This is a genomic window from Pseudomonas sp. I8001 (assembly GCF_013385345.1).
GTDB lineage: Bacteria > Pseudomonadota > Gammaproteobacteria > Pseudomonadales > Pseudomonadaceae > Aquipseudomonas.
The window spans coordinates 138650-161318 of the sequence record NZ_JACAQC010000037.1 but is presented as its reverse complement, the minus strand read 5'-3'; the positions used below and the strand labels follow the sequence as shown (position 1 = coordinate 161318).

Sequence of the window (22669 nt, the reverse complement as noted above, 5' to 3'; positions counted from 1 at the left end):
TCCTTGAAACGATGGGTCACCAGGGCGCGGCGACCACGATGTACTGCACGGAGCTGCCGACGTATTGCGGCTGGTACCACGTGGGCCCGCAGTGCTGGTAGGCCACGCCATTGGCGACCACCGAGACGCAATCCACCGGCACCGTGGTGACGCGCGTACCGATGGCGAGGAGGGTCGCCGTGGTCGCGCCGACCACCGCGGCGGTGGCCCATGGGTGGTACCAGTCATCGCCATGAGGGGGCGGCGGTGGGGGCGGAGGAGGCGGTGGCATCGGGTAAGGATGTGGCCCCGGTTGTGGCCCGGGCCCCGGATGCGGCCCCGGCTCAGGATGAGGTCCTGGCTGTGGATGGGGTTGCGGATGGGGCTCCGGGTGCGGTGGCATCGGCCGTGGTACAGGCATCGGGCGCGGCGCCGGCATGGGCGGGCGATAACCGCCACCGCCGCCATGGGGCACCACAAACGTGCGTGCGCCACCACCGCCGCGCAGTTGCCAGGCCTGGGCCGCCAGCGGATCGAACAGCGTCAGCAGCAAAGTCGCGGTCAGCACCGCCGCCATGCTTTTCATGGCTGTTCTCCCTGAGGCTCCAACTGTTGCAGGGGCACCGCGCGGGCGCCGGCCGGTGGGGTGAACTCAAAGTCGGCAGGCTTGGGCGGGCTGTTGAGCTGCCACAGGTAGTTGACGCTGTGCCGAGGGTGTTCGGCGGTGTCGCGGCGGCTGATCACCAGTCGGCAGGGCAGCGGTTGCGCGCCCTGGCGAATCCACAATTGCCAGTCGATGTCCGGCTGGCGGTAGGCGTAGTGGGTGCAGGTCTGGCCGTCGATGGTTTCACTGCCGATCAGCACGGCGTTGCTGATGCCCACCTCCTTGGCGGTGCCGGGATGCCAGCGGAACAGGTCGGCCAGGGGCAGCTCGATGCCATAACGTTCACTCAGCTGGTCGAGCAACCCGCCGATATTCGCCGGTGCCGCCTGGTTGGCGAAGTAACCGCTGCGGCTGTCGTACAGGGTAAAGCGCTGGCCGTTGTAGAACAGGCTGCGGCGCTCACCGTCGCTTTCCACCGAGACGTGCAGCTTGTCCGGCTGCATCGCTGCAAGGCGGGTCTGGTGACTGAACTCGATGGTCTGGCCGTTCTCCAGCACCTGGTCGGTGTGGCTGTGGGCGTCGATGCGAAACTGCTGCAGGCTGCGCAGGTAGCCACCCATCTGCTCCAGGGCGGTGAGTGCCTTGGGTTCCAGCTCGTCGGCCAAAACGGTGTGAGGGGTGAGCAGCAAGCCTGCCAGCAATAGACGCGCGAGATGAATACGGGACATGGCGCACTCCGTTCATTCCGTGAAGGTGGCTCTCACCAGACGTACTGCAGGCGGAAGGTCCAGGTGTTCACATCGGGTGAACCGGTGCGCTCGGAGACCGTGTCGTTATAGGCGATCAGGCCGCCAAACTGGGGTGACAACATAAAACCCAGGCTGGCGCCCAGCAGGCCGTTTTCCTGTTTGTTGTCTTGCCAGTCGCCGTCGATCCTGCTTTCGCCGCCGCGGTTGTAGGTGGCGTCCAGCGACACCCAGAGTGCGCGGTTGATGGTGTAGCTGTAGTGACCCTCGATGGCATACAGCGGCTTTTGTTCCAGCTTGCTGTCGCCGTGGTAATCCTTGTTGTCGCCAAACAGCGAGACGTAGGTGTTGATTTCGAGCCAGGTCGGGCCAATCGGGGTGCCGAAGCCCAGTTCGGGCTTGAACACCCAGCGGTTGGAGCCGATGTTGATGATGCGGTCTTTATCGTAGTCGCCGGTGGGCATGGTCATCCACAGCGCACCGGTGAGGAACGTCTCGGGCTTCCAACTGGCGAATTCCTCGGCGGTCAGTGCCGGGCCACCGAAGATGTTATGGGCGAACACAATCTGCGTGTCGCCCATGCCACCGTTGCGCTTGGTCCCACTGAAAAACTGGGCGTTGTCGAACGACGCCGAAACGTCGGCGTACGGCTGGATAAACTGGATGGCGCTGTTGCGCCCGTCGATGCCGAATGAACGGGCGTAGCGGAACAGGTAGAGGTCGGCGTTCAACGACAGGCCGTTGATGGGCAATGTCGTGTCGATCGGGGTGTTGGTGTCGACCCGGTTGTAGTAGCCGAACACCATGTTCAGATCCGTCGGGGTGTTCTGCCAATCCCTGGCATTGTCGGCAAACCCTATCCCTGGCATCAGTGCCAGCGTGGCGGCGGTAAACGCACTCAATTGACTACGTGAAACCATGGCTCTACTCCTTGTAAATGCCTGATGTCAGGGTGCAGCGGTACTACGTGACCAGGCGCTATTTGATCGGTGTGAGCGGTGGCAGCTTCCATTGGCCGTTGCCCACTTCAGGCTTGGGCAGGTAAATGCGCAATACCGCGTAGAACGGGCCGGGCGGTGCTGGCAGCCAGTTGCTTTGTTCGGCTTTCGGTGGCTCGTGGTGGGCCACCAGCAGCGTCAGGCCGCCATCGGCATCGAGCTTGAAGTTGGGCAGCATCCGCGAGTTGAGCAGGTAGCGTTTCTTCAGGTTCGGCACCAGCAGCTTGGTCTTGGCGTCGTACATGGTCAGCGACCAGAACGCATCGGAGGGTGGCAACTGGCCCTTGTCGAAATGCAGGGTGTAGCTGTGGCGTGCGCCGTTGGCCGGTTTGCCCTCACTGTCGACGAAGTAGCTCAGGTAGGCGGCTTCGTCGGTGGAGTTGCCGAAGATGCCCATGTTGGCGCCGGCGTAGCGGTACAGGTAATTGTTCTGCAGGTGATCGCGGCTGCCGAACAGGTCACCGCTGGTAACCTGGTGCGTATCGACCTTGTCTTTTTTGAACGCCGCAAACTCGGCCTTGCCGTCGGCTATGCCGTCTTCCAGGGCCTTGCGTTGCTCGACGGTGAGGGCCTTGAGGTCAAACGGCTTGCCGGCTTCGACGCCGATCCTGGCAAAACGCGCCAGCACGTCTTTCTCGCTGTCCTGAGGCGCCGCATAGCCCAGCATGAAGTTCAGGTAGCGGAACAGGTGCACGCTGTCGCTCATGTTCGGGGTGGGCTTGGGCCAGGCGATTTTCGGCGGCTTGGTCGGTTTCGGCTGGTTCACATAGTTGCTGAGGGTCTGGACCTTGTAGCCGCCCTGGATCTGCTTGACCTTGGCCAGGTCCTTGTCATCGAACAATTGCGTGCGGTACAGCGCGTAGGCGATGTTGCTTTCGCTGTACACGACGCGGTCGATATTGGTGGGCTGCTGACCTTTCCAGCCGGGGCCGGCGATCATGTAGTGGCCACCGTTGTTGCCGGTGCTGCGGGTGCCCAGGTAGCCGAAGTTCTGGGTGTAGAGGTCGATCAACTGCACCGAGTAGTAGCGGTTGTCCTCGATCTTCGGCAGGCTCAGCACCACCGGCTCGGCGCGCAGGTCGAGCCAGACGAAGGAGTAGGGCGTGTCCGAATTCGGTGTAACGAACGCAGTGTCCTTGGGCGTGAACACCTGCGCGGTGTTGCCGATATGGTTGAACGGCGCCTTGTAGTTCGGCCCGGTCTTGTCGACGGCCTGGGTGTAGAGGGTCTTGTACATCTCCACCACGGGGAAGCCATAAAGGTAGGCTTCCTTGGCGATGGCCCTGGCTTCACTCGGCGTAGCGGTGAAATCGGCCCAGGCGCCGGTGCTCATGAGAATCGAGAGGCTCGCCAACAGCAGGCGCGTCGGTTTTCGAATCATGTTGTTGCGTCCTTACTGAATCAGTCGGATATCGTCGAGTTTCCAGCTTTTATCGAAGTAGGCTTCAGTCGGCGCGTACAGTCGGAAATAGCTGAACCAGTGTTTGCCGGGCAGAGTTTGCACCCAGTTGCTCTCGAAGTCTTTTGGCGCGTGCGGTCCGAAGTAAAGATCTATCGATCCGTCGGCATTTTTCTTCAAATCCTGGCGTGAAGACAGGTCCGCTTTACGCTGTGGGTTGTCGATCAGGCAGCGGCTGTCGATGTCATACACGGTCATCGACCAGAACTGTTTGGCCGGCGGGTTGGCGCCGACATGCAGGGTGTAGGCCTTGCCGCCGTCGAGCCATTGGCCCTTGTTGTCGGTATAGGCGCCGAGGTACGTCTGGCCCAGGCCGGGGGTCTTGGAAACCATGCCTTTGGTGTTGGTGACCGCTTCATAGAACCAGGCGCTGCGTTCCCAGAGCTGGTCATAGTAGGTAACGCGCTGGGACGGTTCGGCGATATTGAGCACGGTGTCCCACTGCCGGTCTTTCCAGTACTGGGCCTGGGGGAAGCGTTTGGCGAAGGCATTGGCCTTGGCAATCAACTCGCCCATTTGTGCGCCTTGCTCCAGGGCCTGGCGTTGGCGTTCGTTGGGGTTAAAGGGTTTGTCCTTTTCGATGCCCAGGCTGGACAGCATGGCCATATAGAAGCGGTCACGCTCGTTGACCGGTTCTTTCTGGATAATCCCGTGCAGCCGTTCCCAGTAGGCCATGCCGCGCGGCTGGGTGCCGGACCAGGGCTTGCCGCCGGGAGACAGTAAGCGGGTTTTCGCCGGGTTGGCGCGCTGGGCGTAGGGGTACATCCTGAATTGCTCAACCAGCGCCTTGCCCTTGGCCGGGTCGGGGTCGAGTACGCGAAAACCCACCAGCACGTTCATGGTTTCCGATTTGGCCAGGTAATACTTGCCGGCATCGGCGGGTGGCTCCTGGCCGGGTGGCAACACCAGGTACTTGCCGCCCTTGCCCAGGTCGGGGCCGGTCTGGCCCATGTCGATGATCGCCCGTTGCCAGAAGTCGCCAATCCCGCCGGCCGTGGGGCCTGGCGGCAGTTCGATCACCAGCGGGCCGGTCTCGTTGAGGTCGACGAAGCCGAGGATATACGGTGTGGTGGCGTTGGCCGTGATCACGCCGAGCTTGTCTTCGTAGGTGGTCAGTACCATCAAATCGCCGCTGCGTGCGCCAAGCTTGGTGCTGAATTCGTCCTGCCATTGGGCGTAGGACACCAGCGGCAGGGCCCAGAGAAAACTCTGGGTAGCCTGCTGGAAATCCAGCTCGCCATACAGTTTGGCGATTTCGCTGTGGGCCGGCAGTTCACCTTCCATGGTGATCGGGCCGATGCGGGTGTCCAGGGTCTGTGCCTGTACAGCGGCGGTCAGGGTTAACAGGCAGAACCCGGCACTACGAATCAGAACACGCATAAAATATCCTTATTTCCCGAACGTGACGTTGATCCCGGCAAACAGGGTGAACTGCGGCAGGCCATCGCCTTTGCGGGCCACGGTCCATTGCGGTTCGAGGTAGGCGTTGAGGATGTTGCTGCCGGATTTCCAGGCTTTGCCGGCACCGAACCCGATAGGGATGTAATGGGTGTCGTTTTTCAGGTCGAACGTCCAGGTGCCGGTAGAGCGCAGGTACCAGCCCTTGGGCAGGTTGTGAATGATGAACGGCTGGAAGGTCGCGCTTTCGACATGGGCGCGGTCACTGTCCCCGGCAAACGAGCTTTGGTATTGCACCAGTGCGCCGAGCAAGCCGCGGGGCGAGGCGTCGATGGCCACCGCCGCCAGTCCGGCCTGCCACTTGCCGGTGCCCAATTCATCGTGCTCGGCGGTAGGTGCGGTGATTTGCGGGCCGATGCCCAACTGCACGCCATCGGTCTTGAGCAGGAAGATATCGAACAGGTTCAGGTCGCCGATCCCGGTGGTGTAGCCACTGTGGGGGTCGGGGCGCGTACTGATGGGCAGGGTGGCACGTAGTAACTGAGGGACACCGATGAAATCCGATGGCGCAATCGGCAATGTGCCGCGCAGCAGCGTGTCATTGGTGTGGGCGTTGCTGTCGAACAGCCTGGGCGTGTAGTAATCCTGCAGGTTCGCTCCCGGCGCGAGGTTCAGCGGGTTGTTACTCTTGTTGGCGGTGTCGGCGTTGTCGGCCTGGGCCGAAATCACAGGCAACACCGAAGCCACCAGCACAACTGCTGGAAAATACGATGACTTGAGCATGACCACTCCCCAATTCCCTGGTGATGTTCCCGATAGCGCGTTTGCGAAGGCTAGGGGGCTGTCCTTATTCACTATTACGTGTAGGACATGTCGTTTGACGCTAGCAGTAAATTCCGCACTCGCTAGTCAATCGAAAGAATTAGTTGTTTGCTGTGGTCGCGATCACGGAGGCGTCCGCTGGGCGCAGACTGCATTGGAATGCCGTCACTGTGTAACGGCATTGGGGAATAGGGGGGCTCAGCAGACGGGCAGTATGGATTTGACCTTGTCACGCAACTGATCAATCGAGAACGGCTTGCCGATCACCTGCATGTCGGCTGGCGAATCGATATTTTCGGCATAACCGCTGGCGAACAGGATGGGCAGGGCGGGGCGTATTTCACGGGCCTTGAGGGCCAGTTGCTTGCCGTCCATGTCCGGCAGGCCGACGTCGGTCATCATCAGGTCGATGGTCTGGTCGGTGTCTTGAACAATTTTCAAGGCTTCTTCGGCATCGGCCGCTTCAAGCACTTGGTACTCCAGCTCTTCGAGGACATCGACGATCAACATGCGCACGATGGCGTCGTCTTCGACTACAAGGATGGTGGAGGGGGCGGCTGACATAGTGGAGGTTCCCGAACAGTGGAAGGGGCAGGTCTTGGGCAATGGGAAGACCGTTTTCATCCTGAGTATTGTCGGTCCCGGCAAGTTCCCCAGATAAGCAAAACATTGTGCCGATAACGGCTACAAATGTCGCGTATCACCGCCACTCAATTGCCAGGGGCTTGCTGGAACAACCAGCAAGCCCCTGGCATGGTCTCAAGCTGCCGGTTTTATCGGTTAAAGGGATCCGTACACCAACCCATGGACCCGGCTCTGGTTCTCGCTTGCCTTGAAGGTGCTGACCGTATATTCCGGGTTTGTCGGCGTCCCAAACGCTCCCGGGATGAGCGGCGTCTTACTGTTGGCCAGCGATTCCTTCATTCCTTTTTTCATGGCGTCCTCGGTCGGAAAATTGACCAATCCGAAATTGGGGTCGAAATAGAACCATTTTCGCGTGCCGCCTTCCACGATCACTCCCGCTGTCATCGCGTGGACGGGCGTGGCGATGATGAGTGTCTTGGACGTCGTCGCGTTGGCCAGGTCATCGATGATGGCCTGATAGGACTTTTGCGTGACGACTTCAGCCGAGTGCGGTCGCTTTCTGAAGTGATCCTGGGCTTCGCTCATGTCCTTGATGAACCTCGCCGATTTTGGGTTGGTTTCCTTGGTTGCCGCTGCAATGAAAAGCTTGTCGATGTACTCGTCCTGTTTTCCAACGGACACGGCGTAGGCCATTGCGTTGGCTAACACGCCACATTCGCCTCCGGTCACCGTGTCCACCTGGCTCAAATAGAAATTCTGGGGCATGCCCCGGAGCTTGATGCCGGGGATGCGCTCAATTTCGGCTTTGTAGAACTCATAGTTTTTAAGGCCGACTTCTGATCGCTTTTTGCCTATTGACTGTGCCAGGGCGCCGATTTCTTCGGGGCTTCGATTCGGCTTAAGTGCCAGTTCCATGAGCTCTGCGATATCCATGGAGCCCGAGTAGCCCGGGATGTCATCCACTACCCCGTTGTTATAGCCACGCATATACGCATCGTGGCTCGTTGTTCTGGCGTGTTCCTGCGTAGCCTTGAATGAGTTGGATAATTGCTTGGAGGGTGTGTTTTGCGCCTTGGTGGCCGGCCCTCCGACAAAGTACTCCCAGAAGCTTTCAACGTTGTCCTGGACCGACACGGTCTGTGGCGTGAACCCCTTCAGCGGTGGGCCATAGGGTTGTTTCTTGAGGGCGTCGTACGCGTACCATTCGCCCTTGTTCAATACAGCGGAGGCTTCGACGGTTTGATCCGCCAGCTTGATGGTGCCGATTGCCGCGACGCCATGTTCCTTGCCGGCGGCTTTCAACAGGTCATGGCTGCCGGCTGCCCCCTTGAGTTTGTTTAGCCCGTTAATGCTTTTTTCGACTACAAACTTGCCGCCCCGGTTAATCAGTCCTGCGCCTCCCAGAAGCAAATCGCCCAAGCCGCCCACCGGGTTCAAGGCGCCGATGGTGGCGACACCGATCTTTTTGGCAACATTCAGCGCCTTGGCGCCTGCACTGAGGGCTTTTGTGCCCGCCTGTGCCGCTTTGGACGAACCCAGGCTGACAAAGCCCAGCAGGTCCAGCTGGAGGTCAATCGCCCCCTCCAGGTAATTACCCTTGGTAAAGTTGGCAATCGCTGACTTGAAGGGAATGAGGTCGAGGAAGAAATGGGTCACCTTCAACTCGGTTTCCATTTGCTTGTCGTAGGTCGTGGCGCCTTTGGCTTGCTTGAAGACATCCTCGTTGCCCAGGTCGAGGTTTTCGACAAATGCATCCGCGATGTACTGGGTACGGGCGGTGGCAAAGCTGTTGGGAGGCAGTGGGTTCGTGTCTGTACTGGCTGAGCGCTCGGGCTCACTGGCCTCTGATGCGTCGAATTTTTTTATTCTGTTTTCCTCGATCGCCAGTTCCCAGGTACTCGCAGAGAAATCCTGGGGCGTTACTTTTTTGATGCTGCCGTTTTTTATGTCCAGCCTATAGGAAACAGGTTCCGTGCCACCCTCTACCTGTATCAGCAGCTCATTTTTAATCGGTTTGAAAAGCGAGGTGACCAGGTTTGGGCCCAATTGATAAACAGAGGGCTGGTAAAAAGTGAGGTTGCCCTGCTCGATGTTTTTTCGATCTTCCAGCGGCAGGCTGGCGATCAGGTGCTTTACGGTGGTGGCAACCCCGTCGTTCAGCGACTTGATCGACGCTTCAAACTGCTTTTGAAATGTCGCGTTTACGTCGAACTTGAGCGACTGGCCTTTTAGTGCCTGGGTGATGTCTGGATCCTTGGATTCCCAGGTGTAATCGCCCAAGCCACTCATGGCGATGTCCAGCAACGAATGCAGGCCCGCAGGTGCGCGGTTTGGGTCGTAGAGCGGTACGCCAAACTGTTGTTGGCGGGTGTCCTTCACCGTCAGGGCCTTTTTTTCAAACGGCACATCCTCGCCAAATCGCTCTTTGAGCTGGGCCAGTGCAATGGCCTTGCGGCTCGGGATATCGGTCTCCAGCAGGGTGGAGGCCTTCATGCGTTCATCCACCTGCTGAGTGAACTCGACGCGTATCGCTTCCAGCTGGTCGGGGCTGTAGGCATCGTTGGGTTGTTTGCTGATAACGCCGTTGGCCACGGCCCAATCAATCAGCGCTGCCCTCTGTGCGCTTTGGGTCACGGCGGGCTCGGCGAGTGCAGCGCTTTCGGCCTTGAGCATCACTTGGGCGAAAGTCATGTTCGGTACCGAGCCCGGCGACTGCGCTTCAATCGACGCCGCCGCAACCGCCAGGTTGACCCAGGCCGGGCTGCCATAGGTCACGCTGGCCGGGATGTCTTTGATCAGGAACTCCGGGGCTGTTCTTGCCAGCAATACGTAAGCACCCGCCTGGGCCATCTCGGGGCTCGTTCTGCCCTCGCTCGACAGGTGTGCGCTCAGCCCGTTGACGATGGCAGAGGCCGGCTTGCCCCAATGTTCTTCACTGGCCACGTCGAAACCGGCCAGTTTGTTCCGTTGAGGCGCCTGGACTGACTCGGGATCCATCTGTGCACTGATGGCGGCCAGCAGGTAGTCGTAATGGCTGTTCTTGGTCTCGATACCATTGAGCCCGCGCTGCAGGGCCTGGCCCATCAGTTGGCCTTCGGGCGAGCTTAAAAGAAACTCGAGGATCTTCGCCGGGTCGTTCAAGGCGGCCACAGGAATGGGATTCTGGTACGCGAGAAAGTCCAGGACGCTCTTTGTCTGCGTGACTTGCGGCTGATCGCCGAGGTGGTGGGCGTGGTTCATCGCAAGCAGGCGCAACTGAGTTTGCTGGTTCTGGTCCAGCGGTGCAGGCCAGGACAAGGCACCGCCCAGGTCACCGAAAGGGTGGGCGGCGATCCTGACGATCGCTTCCAGTTTCAGCTTGAGCAACTCGGCCTTGGAGGTTGGCAGAGGCACCCCGTTGGCATTCAGGAATGCCTCCAGGCTTTGGTTGACCCTGGTCCCCATGTCCAGGGTGTTGTGATGGGACGAGTCAGGATGAATGGCCATTTGTGTGAGTTTCAGGACGGACTGTACATAGGGGGCGGTGTCGTAGTCTTGCAGGGCCGGGGCAGCGAGGTTGATGGCGTCCAGCAGGTTCTGCCAGTTCTGCCGGTCGGCCATGGGCTGTTTCAGCACATCGGAGCGGCTGGCGGCTGATGCTGGCGCTGCTGCAACGGCAGGGGGCGTGGCTGGCAGGGGGCTCAGGGACGATGCCCCGGAAGCAGGGGAGGAAAAGAATTGGGGCGCAGGCTGTTGCACGGAGAGGCTGCTGACATTTTGCATCGGTGGGTACCTGTTTTATTAGGAGATACGCGCCTTTTCCGAGGAGGTTCCCTGTTCCCCACGGCACCCCTTTGGGTGGGGCGGCCCACACACAACGTTCCAGGCTCACTTCGGTTCCCATGTAAGAAGGAAAGTCAATTGCCGAGTGTTAAAAACACATCCATTCGTCTATTTATCAATGGGTTATGTAATCCATGTCGCTACGGGTAGCAGAAAAATAGCGCTCAGGCGCAACTTTGGGGCAAACTCCTCGTTTTTCCGTATTGGCCAAGGCATGCCCATGACTCCCGCGTCGTCTGTCGATGAGAAAAGCTTCCGTAAATTGCTGGGCCGCAACGTGGCACTGCCGTTGGGCGTTGGCGTGCTCAGCGCGGTGTTTTTCGTCGTTCTGATCACCTACCTGTTGTCGGTGATCCAGTGGGTCGAACACACCGACCGGGTAATCAACAATCTCAACGAAACCTCGAAACTGACCGTGGACCTGGAAACCGGCATGCGGGGCTTCCTGATTACCGGTGACGAGCATTTCCTCGACCCGTACGAAGTGGCCAAGCCGCGGATCATTTCCGACTTGCGCAACTTGCAGGCACTGGTGGCGGACAATCCGGAGCAGGTGGACCGGCTCAAGCGTCTGGAGTCGTTGCAACAGGCGTGGAACACCTACGCCCAGTCGATGATTGACATGCAGCGGCAAAACGGCGATTACCGCACCGCCGTGAAAGCCGGGCGTGGCAAGAGCCTGACGGACGAGATTCGCAAGGAGTACGACCGGGCGGTGGCGATGGAGCAACAGTTCCGCATCACCCGCAATGAAGACGTTACCCGCACCACGATCATCAGCGTCACCTTGTACCTGGTGTTTGTGCTCGGCCTGAGTGGCTTCCTGGCGTATGTCGGCCGAAAGAATCTTCTAGAACTTTCAAACAGTTACAGCGAAAACCTGATGTCGCAGCAGAGGATCGCCAAGCGCCTCGAGCAGCAAGCCTGGTTGCGCAACGGCCAGACCGAGCTGGCCGAGCAGGTCCTTGGCCAACTGACGCTGAACCTGCTGGGGCGCAACATTTTGCAGTTCTTTGCCCAGTACATGGGCTCGGCGGTGGCGGCGTTGTACGTGCGTGAAGAGCACGGCGGCCTCACACGCGTGGCTACCTATGGCTTCTCCCGCGAGCAGGAGCAGCAGGAACAGTCGATCTACAACGACGAAGGCATCGTCGGCCAATCGGCCCGGCAGGACCGCCTGATTCGCCTGGACGATGTGCCGGTGGATTACTTCAAGGTCAGTTCCGGCCTCGGCGAAGGTGCGACCCGCAGCGTGCTGGTGGTACCGACCAGCGATGATGGCCGGGTCAACGGGGTGATCGAACTGGGTTTCCTGCGTGCACTCGATGACCGTGATGTCGAACTGCTGGAGTTGATTGCCGACAACATCGGCACCTCCATCGAAGCCGCGCGTTATCGCCAGCGCCTGCAAGAAGTGCTGGCCGAAACCCAGCAGCTCAATGAAGAGCTGCAAGTGCAGCAGGAAGAGCTCAAGACGGCCAACGAAGAGCTGGAAGAACAGTCGCGCATCCTCAAGGAGTCCCAGGCCCACCTGGAAACCCAACAGGCGGAGCTGGAACAGACCAACGAACAATTGGCCGAACAGACCCAGACCCTGGCCGAGCAGCGCGATGCCATGGACCAGAAGAACGTCCAGCTCAACCGCGTACAGATCGAGCTGGAAGAGCGTGCCGACGAGTTGCAGCGCTCCAGCAAGTACAAGTCCGAATTCCTCGCCAACATGTCCCACGAGCTGCGCACGCCGCTGAACAGCTCGTTGATCCTCGCCAAGTTGCTGGCGGAGAACCCCCAGGAAAACCTCAGCGCCGAACAGGTCAAGTTCGCCGAGTCGATCTACTCGGCCGGCAACGACTTGCTCAACCTGATCAATGACATCCTCGATATCTCCAAGGTCGAAGCCGGTAAGCTGGAAATGCGCCCGGAGAACACCAGCGTTGCGCGCCTGGTCGATGGCCTGCGCGGCATGTTCGAGCCGCTGGCGGCCGACCGCAAGCTCGGGTTCCAGGTGGAGGTGCAGGAAGGCTCGCCACACATGCTGTTCACCGACCGCCAGCGCCTGGAGCAGATTCTGAAGAACCTGCTGTCCAACGCCATCAAGTTCACCGAGAAAGGTGAGGTCAGCCTGTCGGTATCCCGGGCACCGGGGGAGGGCATCGCCTTTACCGTACGCGACTCGGGGATTGGCATCGCCCCGGACCAGCAGGAAAGCATCTTCGAGGCCTTCCGCCAGGCCGATGGCACCACCAACCGTCGTTACGGCGGCACCGGCCTGGGCCTGTCGATTTCCCGGGACCTGGCGAACCTGCTGGGCGGCTATATCAGCGTCACCAGCGAACCTGGCCAGGGCAGTATCTTTACCCTGGTGGTGCCCGAGCACTATGTAGAGCGTGACGAAGACACCCCGGCGCTGGAACAGCCGCGCGCGGTAGTCCCTGTGCCTGCACCGGCGCCGATCAAGGTGTCGCCGATGCCGATCGCCCACGAAGCGCAGATCCCGCGCTTTATCGATGACCGCGACAAGGCTCCGTTCGCCACGCGTTGCATCCTGGTGGTGGAAGATGAGCCCAACTTTGCCCGCATCCTCTTCGACCTCGCCCATGAACTGGGTTACCACTGCCTGGTGGCCCATGGCGCAGACGAAGGCTACGCCCTGGCGGAACAGTACATTCCCGACGCGATCCTGCTGGACATGCGCCTGCCGGACCATTCCGGCCTGACCGTGCTGCAACGGCTCAAGGAACATGCCGGGACCCGCCATATCCCGGTGCACGTGATTTCCGTGGAGGACCGCGTCGAAGCCGCCATGCACATGGGCGCCGTGGGCTATGCAGTCAAGCCGACCACCCGCGAAGAGCTCAAGGATGTGTTCGCCCGCCTGGAAGCCAAGCTGACGCAGAAGGTCAAGCGTGTGCTGCTGGTGGAAGACGATGATCTTCAGCGAGACAGCATTGCCCGCCTGATCGGCGACGATGATATCGAGATCACCGCCGTAGGCTTCGCCCAGGAGGCCCTGGACCTGCTGCGCACCCACATCTACGACTGCATGATCATCGACCTCAAGCTGCCGGACATGCTCGGCAACGAGCTGCTCAAGCGCATGTCCATCGAGGACATCTGCTCGTTCCCGCCGGTGATCGTCTACACCGGGCGCAACCTGACCCGCGATGAAGAGGCCGAACTGCGCAAGTATTCGCGCTCGATCATCATCAAGGGCGCGCGTTCCCCCGAGCGCCTGCTGGACGAGGTGACACTCTTTCTGCACAAAGTCGAATCGCAGTTGTCCCATGAACGCCAGACAATGCTCAGGACTGCCCGCAGCCGCGACAAGGTGTTCGAGGGCCGCAAGATCCTGCTGGTGGATGACGATGTACGCAATATCTTCGCCCTGACCAGTGCCCTGGAGCACAAGGGCGCGATTGTCGTGATCGGCCGTAATGGCCGCGAGGCGATCGAGAAACTCAATGAAGTCGATGACATCGACCTGGTACTGATGGACGTGATGATGCCGGAGATGGACGGGTACGAGGCCACCGCCTTGATCCGCCAGGACCCGCGCTGGCGCAAGCTGCCGATCATCGCGGTGACGGCCAAGGCCATGAAGGACGATCAGGAGCGCTGCCTGGCGGCAGGCTCCAACGATTACCTGGCCAAGCCCATCGACCTGGACCGGTTGTTTTCATTGATTCGCGTGTGGCTACCCAAGATGGAACGGATTTAATTGGAACGAAGCACTGACATCGAACTGCGCTTGTTGATTGAGGCGATTTACCTCAAGTACAGCTACGACTTTCGCGACTACTCCGGCGCTTCGGTCAAGCGCCGCGTGGCTCATGCGTTGCGTCAGTTCGACTGCGCCACCATCTCGGCCTTGCAGGAACGGGTGCTGCATGACCCGACGGCGTTCATGCAGTTGCTGCAGTTCCTGACGATTCCGGTCAGCGAAATGTTTCGCGACCCCTCGCACTTCCTGGCGATTCGCAAGGAAGTGGTGCCGCTGCTCAAGACCTACCCGTCGATCAAGATCTGGATCGCGGGCTGCAGTACCGGGGAGGAGGTGTATTCCATGGCCATCCTGTTGCGTGAGGAAGGCCTGCTGGAACGCACCATCATCTACGCCACCGACATCAATCCCCGGTCCCTGGAAAAAGCCAAGCAGGGGATTTTTTCCCTCGAGAACATCCGCGCCTACACCCACAACTACCAACAGGCCGGTGGCCAGCGTTCGTTTGCCGATTACTACACGGCGGCTTACGATCATGCGATCTTCGACAAGACCCTGCGGGAGAACGTGACGTTTGCCGATCACAGCCTGGCGACCGACAGCGTATTCTCCGAAACTCAATTAATTTCATGTCGCAACGTATTGATTTACTTCAATAAAAAGTTGCAGGATCGAGCGTTTGGATTGTTCCATGAGTCGCTGTGTCATCGCGGCTTCCTGGTGCTGGGCAGCAAGGAAACCCTGGATTTTTCCGCCTACAGCAAACAGTTCGACCCCCTGGTCAAGCAAGAACGGATCTACCGAAAATTATGAATGAAGCTACTGCCAGCCCGGTATCCGGGATCGAGGCCATTGTGATCGGTGCTTCCGCAGGCGGTGTCGAGGCATTGCTGAGCATTTTTGGCGAGCTGCCGGCGAGCTTCGGCCTGCCGATCATTACCGTGCTGCATTTGCCGGACGAGCGCCGCAGCCAGTTGGCGGAAGTGTTTGACCGACGCGTATCGATGAAGGTAGTGGAGGCCCGCGACAAGGAAGTGATCCAGCCCGGCACCCTGTATTTTGCCGGCCCCGGTTATCACCTGTCGGTGGAGCACGACCGCAGCCTGTCACTGAGCCAGGAGGACCGCGTGCACCATTCCCGCCCGGCAATCGACTACCTGTTTGATTCAGCCGCCGATGTCTACGGCAAGGGGTTGCTGGCGATTTTGCTGACGGGGGCCAACCAGGACGGCGCCCGGGGCCTGGCCCACGTCAAGCAGAGCGGCGGTACCACGGTGGTGCAGGACCCTTTGGAGGCCCGCGTCGCCGTGATGCCCCGGGCCGCCCTGGCGCTGCATGAACCTGACCATATCCTCACCTTGAGCCGCATCGGCACCTTGCTGGCTTCCCTGGAATCCTCCCCATGTTAAGTACTGTCCAGGCCAAACTGCTGATCGTCGACGATCTGCCGGAAAACCTGCTGGCCCTTGAAGCGCTGATCAAGCGCGAGGACCGCCAGGTCTATAAGGCATTGAGCGCCGACGAGGCCTTGTCGTTGCTGCTGGAGCACGAGTTCGCCATGGCCATTCTCGACGTGCAGATGCCGGGCATGAACGGCTTCGAGCTGGCCGAGCTGATGCGCGGCACCGAAAAGACCAAGAACATTCCCATCGTGTTTGTCAGCGCTGCCGGCCGTGAGCTCAACTATGCGTTCAAGGGCTACGAAAGCGGCGCCGTGGATTTCCTGCACAAGCCGCTGGATATCCACGCGGTCAAGAGCAAGGTCAACGTATTCGTTGACCTGTACCGCCAGAGCAAGGCGATGAAGCAGCAGGTTGAAGCCCTGGAGCAAAGCCGGCGCGAGCAGGAAGCCTTGCTCACGCGCTTGCAGGCCACCCAGGCCGAACTGGAGCAGGCCGTGCGCATGCGCGATGACTTCATGTCGATCGTCGCCCACGAAGTGCGCACGCCCCTCAACGGGCTGATCCTGGAAACCCAGCTGCGCAAGATGCACCTTGCCCGGGACAACGCCGCAGCGTTTACCCTGGACAAGATGCATGCCATGGTCGACCGCGATGAGCGACAGATCCAGAGCCTGATCCGCCTGATCGAAGACATGCTCGACGTGTCGCGCATTCGCACGGGCAAGCTGTCGATCCGCCCCGGTCGCTTTGACCTCACGCAACTGGTGCACAACCTGCTGGAAAATTTTGCGCCGCAGGTGGCGGCGGCGGAGTCTTCGGTGGCCTGGGTCCAGGAAGGGCCGGTGGTAGGCAACTGGGATGAATTCCGTATCGAGCAGGTGGTGTCCAACCTGTTGACCAACGCCTTGCGCTACGGGGCCAAGAGCCCGGTGGAAGTGCGGGTGTACGCCGAGCATGGCGAAGCGCGGGTAGAAGTACGTGACCACGGGATCGGCATCAGCGAAGACAACCAGAAGCGTATTTTCCAACAGTTCGAGCGCGTGTCGGCCAACCATGCCGTGGCGGGCCTGGGCCTGGGGTTGTTTATCTCCGAGCAGATTATCGCGGCCCACGGCGGGACCATTGAAGTGGAAAGCCGGATAGGCGAGGGCGCGCTGTTCCGCGTCTGCCTGCCCCTGGAGGCCGGGGCATGAAATCAATCGCAAATCCGACGCAACCTCTGCGTGACCCCATGGTCGTATCAGCAGCAATTGACCGGACAAAGGCTTCCCATGAGTGAAGATGCACAAGATGTTGTACTGATCGTCGAAGATGACGAATCGATTATGTTTGTGTTGGGCGAGTACCTGGCGGGCCTGGGGTATCGGGTGTTGAAGGCGATTGACGGTGAGCAGGCATTTGAAATCCTGGCCACCAAGCCGCACCTGGACCTGATGGTGACCGACTACCGCCTGCCTGGCGGAATTTCCGGGGTGCAGATCGCCGAGCCTGCGATCAAGCTGCGACCGGAATTGAAAGTGATCTTCATCAGCGGTTACCCGCAGGAGATTCTCGACTGCAACAGCCCGATCACGCGCAATGCGCCGATCCTGGCCAAACCGTTTGACCTGGATACGTTGCAGGAACATATCCAGCGGCTGTTGGCTTAACGTCTTGAGAAGAGGGAGCACACTCCCTCTTCAAGCCTTGATCATCTCCCTCACCTTTGCCGTCAACAGATCAAAGGTGAACGGCTTGGTGATCATCTGCATGCCCGGGTCCAGAAAACCGCCCCGTACAGCCGCATGCTCTGCATAGCCGGTAATAAACAACACCTTCAACTCGGGCCGCACCTGCCGGCCGATCTCCGCCAGTTGCCGGCCGTTCATGCCGGGCAGGCCAACGTCGCTGATCAGCAGGTCAATGCGCTGGCTGGACTCGATGATCGGCATGGCACTGTCGGCATCACCGGCTTCGACGAAGGCATAGCCCAGTTCACTCAGCACGGCGCTGACCAGCACCCGCACGGCCGGGTCGTCCTCGACGATCAGCACGGTCTCGCCGGCATTGGCGAACGGCAGCAATGCCGGGTTGAGCGGTTCATCTGCAATGACCTCGCCGACATACCTCGGCAGGAACAGGCTGACGGTGGTGCCTTGGCCCACCACACTGTGGATCGACACATGCCCGTGGGATTGGCGCGCAAACCCGTAGATCATCGACAACCCCAGCCCGGTGCCCTGGCCGATGGGTTTGGTGGTGAAGAACGGGTCAAATGCACGGTTGATCACGCTCTCGGGCATGCCGCAGCCGGTGTCGCTGACGCTCAGTTCCACATAGTCGCCAGGGGTGAGGGTGCCGTAGGCTGCGGTAAACACACTGTCCAAGTGGCGGTTGGTGGTTTCCACCACCAATTTGCCGCCGTTGGGCATCGCATCCCGGGCATTGATGGCGAGGTTGAGCAGGGCGCTTTCCAGCTGGTTGGGGTCGGCTTCGGCGGTCCAGAGTTGCTCGGTCAGGCGGATATCCAGGGCAATGCTTTCATTCAGGCTGCGTTGCAGCAGCTCACCCATCGAACTCACCAATTGATTGATCTGTACCGGTTTTGAATCCAGCGACTGGCGACGGGAAAACGCCAGCAAGCGGTGGGTCAGGGCGGCCGCGCGGTTGGCTGAAGTGACACCCAGGTCGATCAGGCTGTCGAGGTCTTCGGTGCGGCCCCGAGCCACGCGCCTGCGCAGCAGTTCCAGGCTGCCGATGATGCCGGTCAGCATGTTGTTGAAGTCATGGGCGATGCCGCCGGTCAATTGGCCGACGGCTTCCATTTTCTGCGATTGGCGCAACGCTTCTTCGTTATTGCGCAGCTGCGCCGTGCGTTCTTCCACCTGTTGCTCAAGGGTTTCCAGGGTGCTTTGCAGGCGCTGTTCGCTCTGGCTCAGGTCGATCAGCCGGTCGCGGGCCTCGTATTGCCGACGACGTCCGCGCAGCGCCGTGGTCACGAGGCTGATCAGGGTGATCGGGTGGAACGGGCGCTCCAGGAACGTCACGTTGCCCAGCAAGGTGCTCAGGTGCGACGAGCCATTCTGTTCGCTGCCGCCGTGGTGCGTCATCAGCACAATCGGCAGGTCTGACCACGCCGGTTGTTGATGCAGGTGCGTGAGCAGGGGTTCCAGGTCGATGCCGCGCAGGGCTTCGGCAGCAATGACCAGCAAGCCGGCACCGTGCTCCAGCTCCTCGCAGAGCATCTGCAAATGGCTGGCGATGATGCCGTTGAAACCAGCCTCATTGAGCATCATCAACGCCAGGGAGCTGTCGCGACCCAGGGGCGCCAGAATGATCGCCCGTTCGAAAATGGCCGGCAGGCCACTCATGAACTTTCATCCTTGAGCAGCGGGTTGTCGGTGCCCATGTAGGTCGGTACGCCGCGCAATACACCCTGGAACGCATCAAGCGGTTCGCCGATGGTCATGCCACGACTGCCGATGCGGTATTCGCGAATGGTCGATTCGTGGCTGCCGGTGCGTTTCTTGATGATCGAAATAGCGCGCCGCACCTTGCCCAGCGCTTCGAAGTAACGCAGCAGGATCACGGTGTCGGCCAGATAGGTAATGTCCACCGGCGCCTGCATGTCCCCCACCAGCCCGTGCTGGGCGACGGTCATGAAAGTCGCAGCGCCACGGCGGTTGAGGTACAGCAGCAGTTCGTGCATGTGCAGGATCAACGCGTTCTCTTCCGGCATCGCGGCCTGATAGCCATTGACGCTGTCGATCACCACGGTCTTGATCCCGCGTTCATCCACACAGCGGCGCACCCGATGGGAGAACTCGCCGGGGGACAACTCGGCGGCGTCCACCTGTTCGATCAGCAGGTTGCCGGTGCCTTGCAGGGCCTCCAGGTCGATGCCCATGTTCTTCATGCGCTCGAACAGCAGGCCCAGCTCTTCGTCAAAAATGAACAGCGCGGCTTTTTCGCCCCGGGAGACGGCCGCCGCGGCAAAGATCATCGATATCAGCGATTTGCCGGTACCGGCCGGGCCCAGGATCAAGGTGCTGGAACCTGTCTCGATCCCGCCGCCCAACAGGGCGTCCATCTCGCGGATGCCGCTGGTGAGGGTCTGGCGGTTGTAGCCGCCACGGTGCTCGGCTGCCACCAGGCGCGGGAACACATGTACGCCGTCTTCCATGATGGTGAAGTCGTGAAAACCGCCGCGGTATTTCTGGCCACGGTACTTCACGATCCGCACGCGGCGGCGCTCGGCGCCGTAGTTGGGGGTCAGTTCTTCGAGACGAATCACGCCGTGGGCCACGCTGTGTACGGTCTTGTCGAGAGACTCGGTGGTCAGGTCGTCCAGCAGCAGCACGGTGGCGTCGTAGCGCACGAAGTAGTGCTTGATCGCCAGGATCTGCCGGCGATAGCGCAGGGAGCTTTGCGCCAGCAGGCGGATTTCCGAAAGGCTGTCGATCACGACGCGGGTAGGCTTGACCCGTTCCACCACTTCGAAGATCTGCCGGGTGGCTTCGCCCAGCTCAAGGTCCGAGGAATACAGGAGGCTTTGCTGGTGCTCGGCATTGAGCAGGCTTTCGGGGGGAGTCAGTTCAAAGATGTGAATGTGTTCGTCCAGGTCCCAACCATGGGACTTGGCACCCTGGCGCAACTCGCGCTCGGTTTCCGACAGGGTGATGTACAGCGATCGTTCGCCGTTTTTTGCGCCGGCCTGGAGGAAATGCAGGGCCACGGTGGTTTTACCGGTGCCGGGTTCACCTTCCAGCAGGAACAAATGGCTACGGGAAAGCCCTCCGGCAAGAATGTCGTCCAGACCTTCAATACCGGTGGCCGCCTTTGCTGTGAACAGCTCTTTGGATGTAGACAAGAAGTGCCCTCGGGTCACAAATAAGTAGTCGGCAGCGCCGTCTGGGGCGCGCCATATTTACTTGACCTTGGCGCCGTGTGGCGGTTCAACGTTTTGTATCAAATACCGCTTTTACAGGCCCTGTTGCAGCGCCGGGTCGTCCGGATTCTGCTGTTCAAGCTGTGCCAGCAGCACCTGCACATTCTGCAACTGGCCGGTTTCCTTCCAGTAATTGACCAGCAGCACCCTGGCTTTGCGATTGGCCGGGTTGCGCTGGATGATTTCTTCCAGCTGGCGCTGGGCGGCCTCCAGTTCCTGCTGGGCGTGCAGGGTGGTGGCCAGGTCGTAGCGGTAATCCTGGTTGTTCGGTTCGAGCTCCACCGCCCGGGACAGGCTGAGCAGGGCAAAGGCGCGCTCGCCATGGTGCAGCAGCCACATGCCCAGGGCATGTTGCAGGTAGGCCGAATCGGGGTGGGCCTGCAACTGTTTGGCCAGGAGTTGGCGGGACTCGTCGACCTTGCCCTGCTTGTCCAGCAGTTCAATTTGCGCGACCACGGCTTGCAGGTTGTCCGGTTGCAGGCGCATCGCCTGCTCCAGGGCGTTTTGTGCGTCGGGCAGCAGCGCGCTGTGAATGTACAGGCGTGCCAGCTGGATCCAGCCTTCGGGGCTTTCGGGTTGGCCCTTGAGCAGCTTTACGTATTCGTCGAGCACTTGCTGCAACGGGCCGAAGTACAGGCCCAGGGTATCCGGGGACAGCCCGAGCAAGGCATTGGCCGCGGCAAACCTGACGCTTTGCTCCGGGTCATCCAGCAGTGGCCCGAGCAACAGCGTGCGCTGGCCGCTGGGCACCAGGCCGACAATGCTGTGAATCGCCGCCTCGCGCACCATCGGTGCGTCGTTGGCCAGGTCCTTGTCCGCCAGCTTGAGGGCCTGGGGGCTGGGGTAGTTGGGCAGCTCGGCATGCAGGGCGGCGCGGCGCACGTCGGAAAGGTCCGGGCGGCCCAGCTGTTGATACAGCACACGGGCGGCGCCGGGTTCACCGTTATGCGCCTGCTTCAAGGCCTTGGCGTAACCATGGGCGATGGCCGGGGGCACGACCACCGGCGTGGTGCGGGTGAAATACCAGGTGATCAGCACAATAAACAACAGGGCGCACAGGCCGACGATGGAGTAACGGCGTGACTTTGACATGCAGGCGTCCGAAAGCTGGGCAGCTAGTGCAAAGCCATCAGCTTCGGTCAGGTTATCGCGAGTGTCAAACCCGCATCACGTCAGCACGAACTCAATCGGCTCAAGGGCCGGCGGCAGCGTGGTTTCGCCGAGGGCGGCGAGAATCTCGCGCTCCAGGGTGCGCACGATGGCGTTGCAGGGCAGGTCGTTTTCGTCGAAGCCGAACGGGTCTTCGAGGTCGTCGCCGATTTCGTCCAGGCCGAAGAAGGTGTAGCTGACGATGGCGGTGAACACCGGGGTCAGCCAGCCCAGCGGCTCGGCCATGGCGAAGGGCAGCAGGATACAGAACAGGTAGATGGTGCGGTGCAGCAGCAAGGTGTAGGGGAAGGGCAGCGGGGTGTGTTTGATCCGCTCGCAGGAGGCCTGGACCTGGCTCAGGCCGTACAGCCGGGTTTCCAGTTGGGTGTAGCGCCAGTCGCTGATGTGGCCCTGTTCGGCGAGGTTCGAGCAGCGGGCGCCGAGGTCTTGCAGGATGCCGTCGGGCAGGTTCGGGTGGCCGGGTTCTGGGTTGGCCCACGGTTTGATCGCCTGGCTTTCGTCTTCCAGGCGCAGGCGGGCGATCAGGCCATGGGCGAAACCGCACAGGCTGCGCAGGACGTGTTTGCGTTCGGCAGGGTTGAGGACCTGGGTTTCGCGGATCAGTGAGCGGATCTCGATGATCATCTGGCCCAGTTGTTTGCGGCCTTCCCACCAGCGGTCGTAGCAGGCGTTGTTGCGAAAGCTCATGAAGATGGACAGTGACAGCCCCAGCAGTGTGAAGGGTGTGGCGTTGACCTTGGAAAAGTAGGCCGGGTGCAGGGTTTCTACCAGCACGATGACTGAGGCCAGGAGGGTGACCAGCAGGCTGCGCAGCGCAATGCGTTTGGCGATCGAGCCCTTGAGGGAGAACAGGATGCCGAGCAGGTTGGGTTTGGGACGGACGATCATGGGCGGGCTTCTTGGGTGGCGCAGGCTGTCAGGTTAGAAGCATGTTTGCGTTGCGTCCAATTGCTTGGGCTGACTGGGTGATTGGTGGGGTCTATCGGGATTGAGTACATATCCGTTTTTTCGGTGACCAGAGCGAAAGCAGATCTG

The 22669-nt window shown here is 60.4% G+C and carries 17 protein-coding genes; 5 read left to right on the top strand and 12 right to left on the bottom strand.

What is annotated here, in order from left to right; genetic code table 11:
- Nucleotides 1-16: 16 nt before the first annotated feature.
- The 8 genes from HX839_RS24105 to HX839_RS24070 all read right to left on the bottom strand — a co-directional run bounded on the left by HX839_RS24105 (nucleotide 17) and on the right by HX839_RS24070 (nucleotide 10353).
- Nucleotides 17-565, bottom strand: a complete 549-nt coding sequence (locus HX839_RS24105) for a hypothetical protein (RefSeq protein WP_177067781.1) — start codon at nucleotides 563-565, stop codon at nucleotides 17-19.
- Nucleotides 562-1311, bottom strand: coding sequence for a DUF2092 domain-containing protein (locus HX839_RS24100; protein WP_177067780.1), 750 nt, complete (start codon nucleotides 1309-1311; stop codon nucleotides 562-564). Before HX839_RS24100 ends, HX839_RS24105 begins: the two co-directional genes overlap by 4 nt.
- A 32-nt stretch (nucleotides 1312-1343) precedes the next feature.
- On the bottom strand, nucleotides 1344-2249 hold the full coding sequence (locus tag HX839_RS24095; protein WP_177042108.1) for a transporter: 906 nt from the start codon (nucleotides 2247-2249) through the stop codon (nucleotides 1344-1346).
- 58 nt (nucleotides 2250-2307) lie between these two features.
- Nucleotides 2308-3708 (bottom strand): DUF1254 domain-containing protein, encoded by a 1401-nt coding sequence (locus HX839_RS24090; RefSeq protein ID WP_177067779.1) that lies wholly within the window; start codon nucleotides 3706-3708, stop codon nucleotides 2308-2310.
- A gap of 12 nt (nucleotides 3709-3720) precedes the next feature.
- The gene (locus HX839_RS24085; RefSeq protein WP_177067778.1) at nucleotides 3721-5166 is read right to left on the bottom strand and encodes a DUF1254 domain-containing protein; all 1446 of its coding nucleotides are present in this window, start codon (nucleotides 5164-5166) and stop codon (nucleotides 3721-3723) included.
- 9 nt (nucleotides 5167-5175) lie between these two features.
- Nucleotides 5176-5967, bottom strand: a complete 792-nt coding sequence (locus tag HX839_RS24080) for a hypothetical protein (protein ID WP_177067777.1) — start codon at nucleotides 5965-5967, stop codon at nucleotides 5176-5178.
- A 237-nt stretch (nucleotides 5968-6204) separates the two neighbouring features.
- Entirely contained in the window at nucleotides 6205-6570 is a 366-nt protein-coding gene (locus HX839_RS24075) for a response regulator (RefSeq protein ID WP_177042100.1), read from the bottom strand.
- A gap of 216 nt (nucleotides 6571-6786) precedes the next feature.
- Nucleotides 6787-10353: a hypothetical protein gene (locus tag HX839_RS24070; protein WP_256344744.1), complete on the bottom strand. Its 3567-nt coding sequence runs from the start codon at nucleotides 10351-10353 to the stop codon at nucleotides 6787-6789.
- Between the two features lie 280 nt (nucleotides 10354-10633).
- Here HX839_RS24070 and HX839_RS24065 point away from each other — a divergent pair, with 280 nt between their 5' ends.
- From HX839_RS24065 to HX839_RS24045, 5 genes are all read left to right on the top strand, one after another.
- Nucleotides 10634-14131, top strand: a complete 3498-nt coding sequence (locus HX839_RS24065) for a response regulator (protein ID WP_008431024.1) — start codon at nucleotides 10634-10636, stop codon at nucleotides 14129-14131.
- On the top strand, nucleotides 14132-14947 hold the full coding sequence (locus tag HX839_RS24060; RefSeq protein ID WP_177067776.1) for a protein-glutamate O-methyltransferase CheR: 816 nt from the start codon (nucleotides 14132-14134) through the stop codon (nucleotides 14945-14947).
- Entirely contained in the window at nucleotides 14944-15543 is a 600-nt protein-coding gene (locus HX839_RS24055) for a chemotaxis protein CheB (RefSeq protein WP_008431027.1), read from the top strand. Before HX839_RS24060 ends, HX839_RS24055 begins: the two co-directional genes overlap by 4 nt.
- Entirely contained in the window at nucleotides 15537-16730 is a 1194-nt protein-coding gene (locus HX839_RS24050; RefSeq protein WP_003217587.1) for a hybrid sensor histidine kinase/response regulator, read from the top strand. The genes HX839_RS24055 and HX839_RS24050 overlap by 7 nt, the downstream gene beginning before the upstream one ends.
- Nucleotides 16731-16808: 78 nt before the next feature.
- Nucleotides 16809-17186, top strand: coding sequence for a response regulator (locus HX839_RS24045; RefSeq protein ID WP_003217591.1), 378 nt, complete (start codon nucleotides 16809-16811; stop codon nucleotides 17184-17186).
- 30 nt (nucleotides 17187-17216) lie between these two features.
- Here HX839_RS24045 and HX839_RS24040 read toward each other — a convergent pair whose 3' ends face one another.
- The 4 genes from HX839_RS24040 to HX839_RS24025 all read right to left on the bottom strand — a co-directional run bounded on the left by HX839_RS24040 (nucleotide 17217) and on the right by HX839_RS24025 (nucleotide 22522).
- Complete coding sequence (locus HX839_RS24040) at nucleotides 17217-18887, bottom strand: response regulator (protein WP_177067775.1); 1671 nt, start codon at nucleotides 18885-18887, stop codon at nucleotides 17217-17219.
- Nucleotides 18884-20386, bottom strand: a complete 1503-nt coding sequence (locus HX839_RS24035) for an ATPase domain-containing protein (RefSeq protein WP_023658825.1) — start codon at nucleotides 20384-20386, stop codon at nucleotides 18884-18886. The genes HX839_RS24040 and HX839_RS24035 overlap by 4 nt, the downstream gene beginning before the upstream one ends.
- 111 nt (nucleotides 20387-20497) lie before the next feature.
- The gene (locus HX839_RS24030; protein WP_102369052.1) at nucleotides 20498-21556 is read right to left on the bottom strand and encodes a lipopolysaccharide assembly protein LapB; all 1059 of its coding nucleotides are present in this window, start codon (nucleotides 21554-21556) and stop codon (nucleotides 20498-20500) included.
- 75 nt (nucleotides 21557-21631) lie between these two features.
- Entirely contained in the window at nucleotides 21632-22522 is an 891-nt protein-coding gene (locus tag HX839_RS24025; RefSeq protein ID WP_177067774.1) for a bestrophin family protein, read from the bottom strand.
- Nucleotides 22523-22669 lie beyond the last annotated feature (147 nt).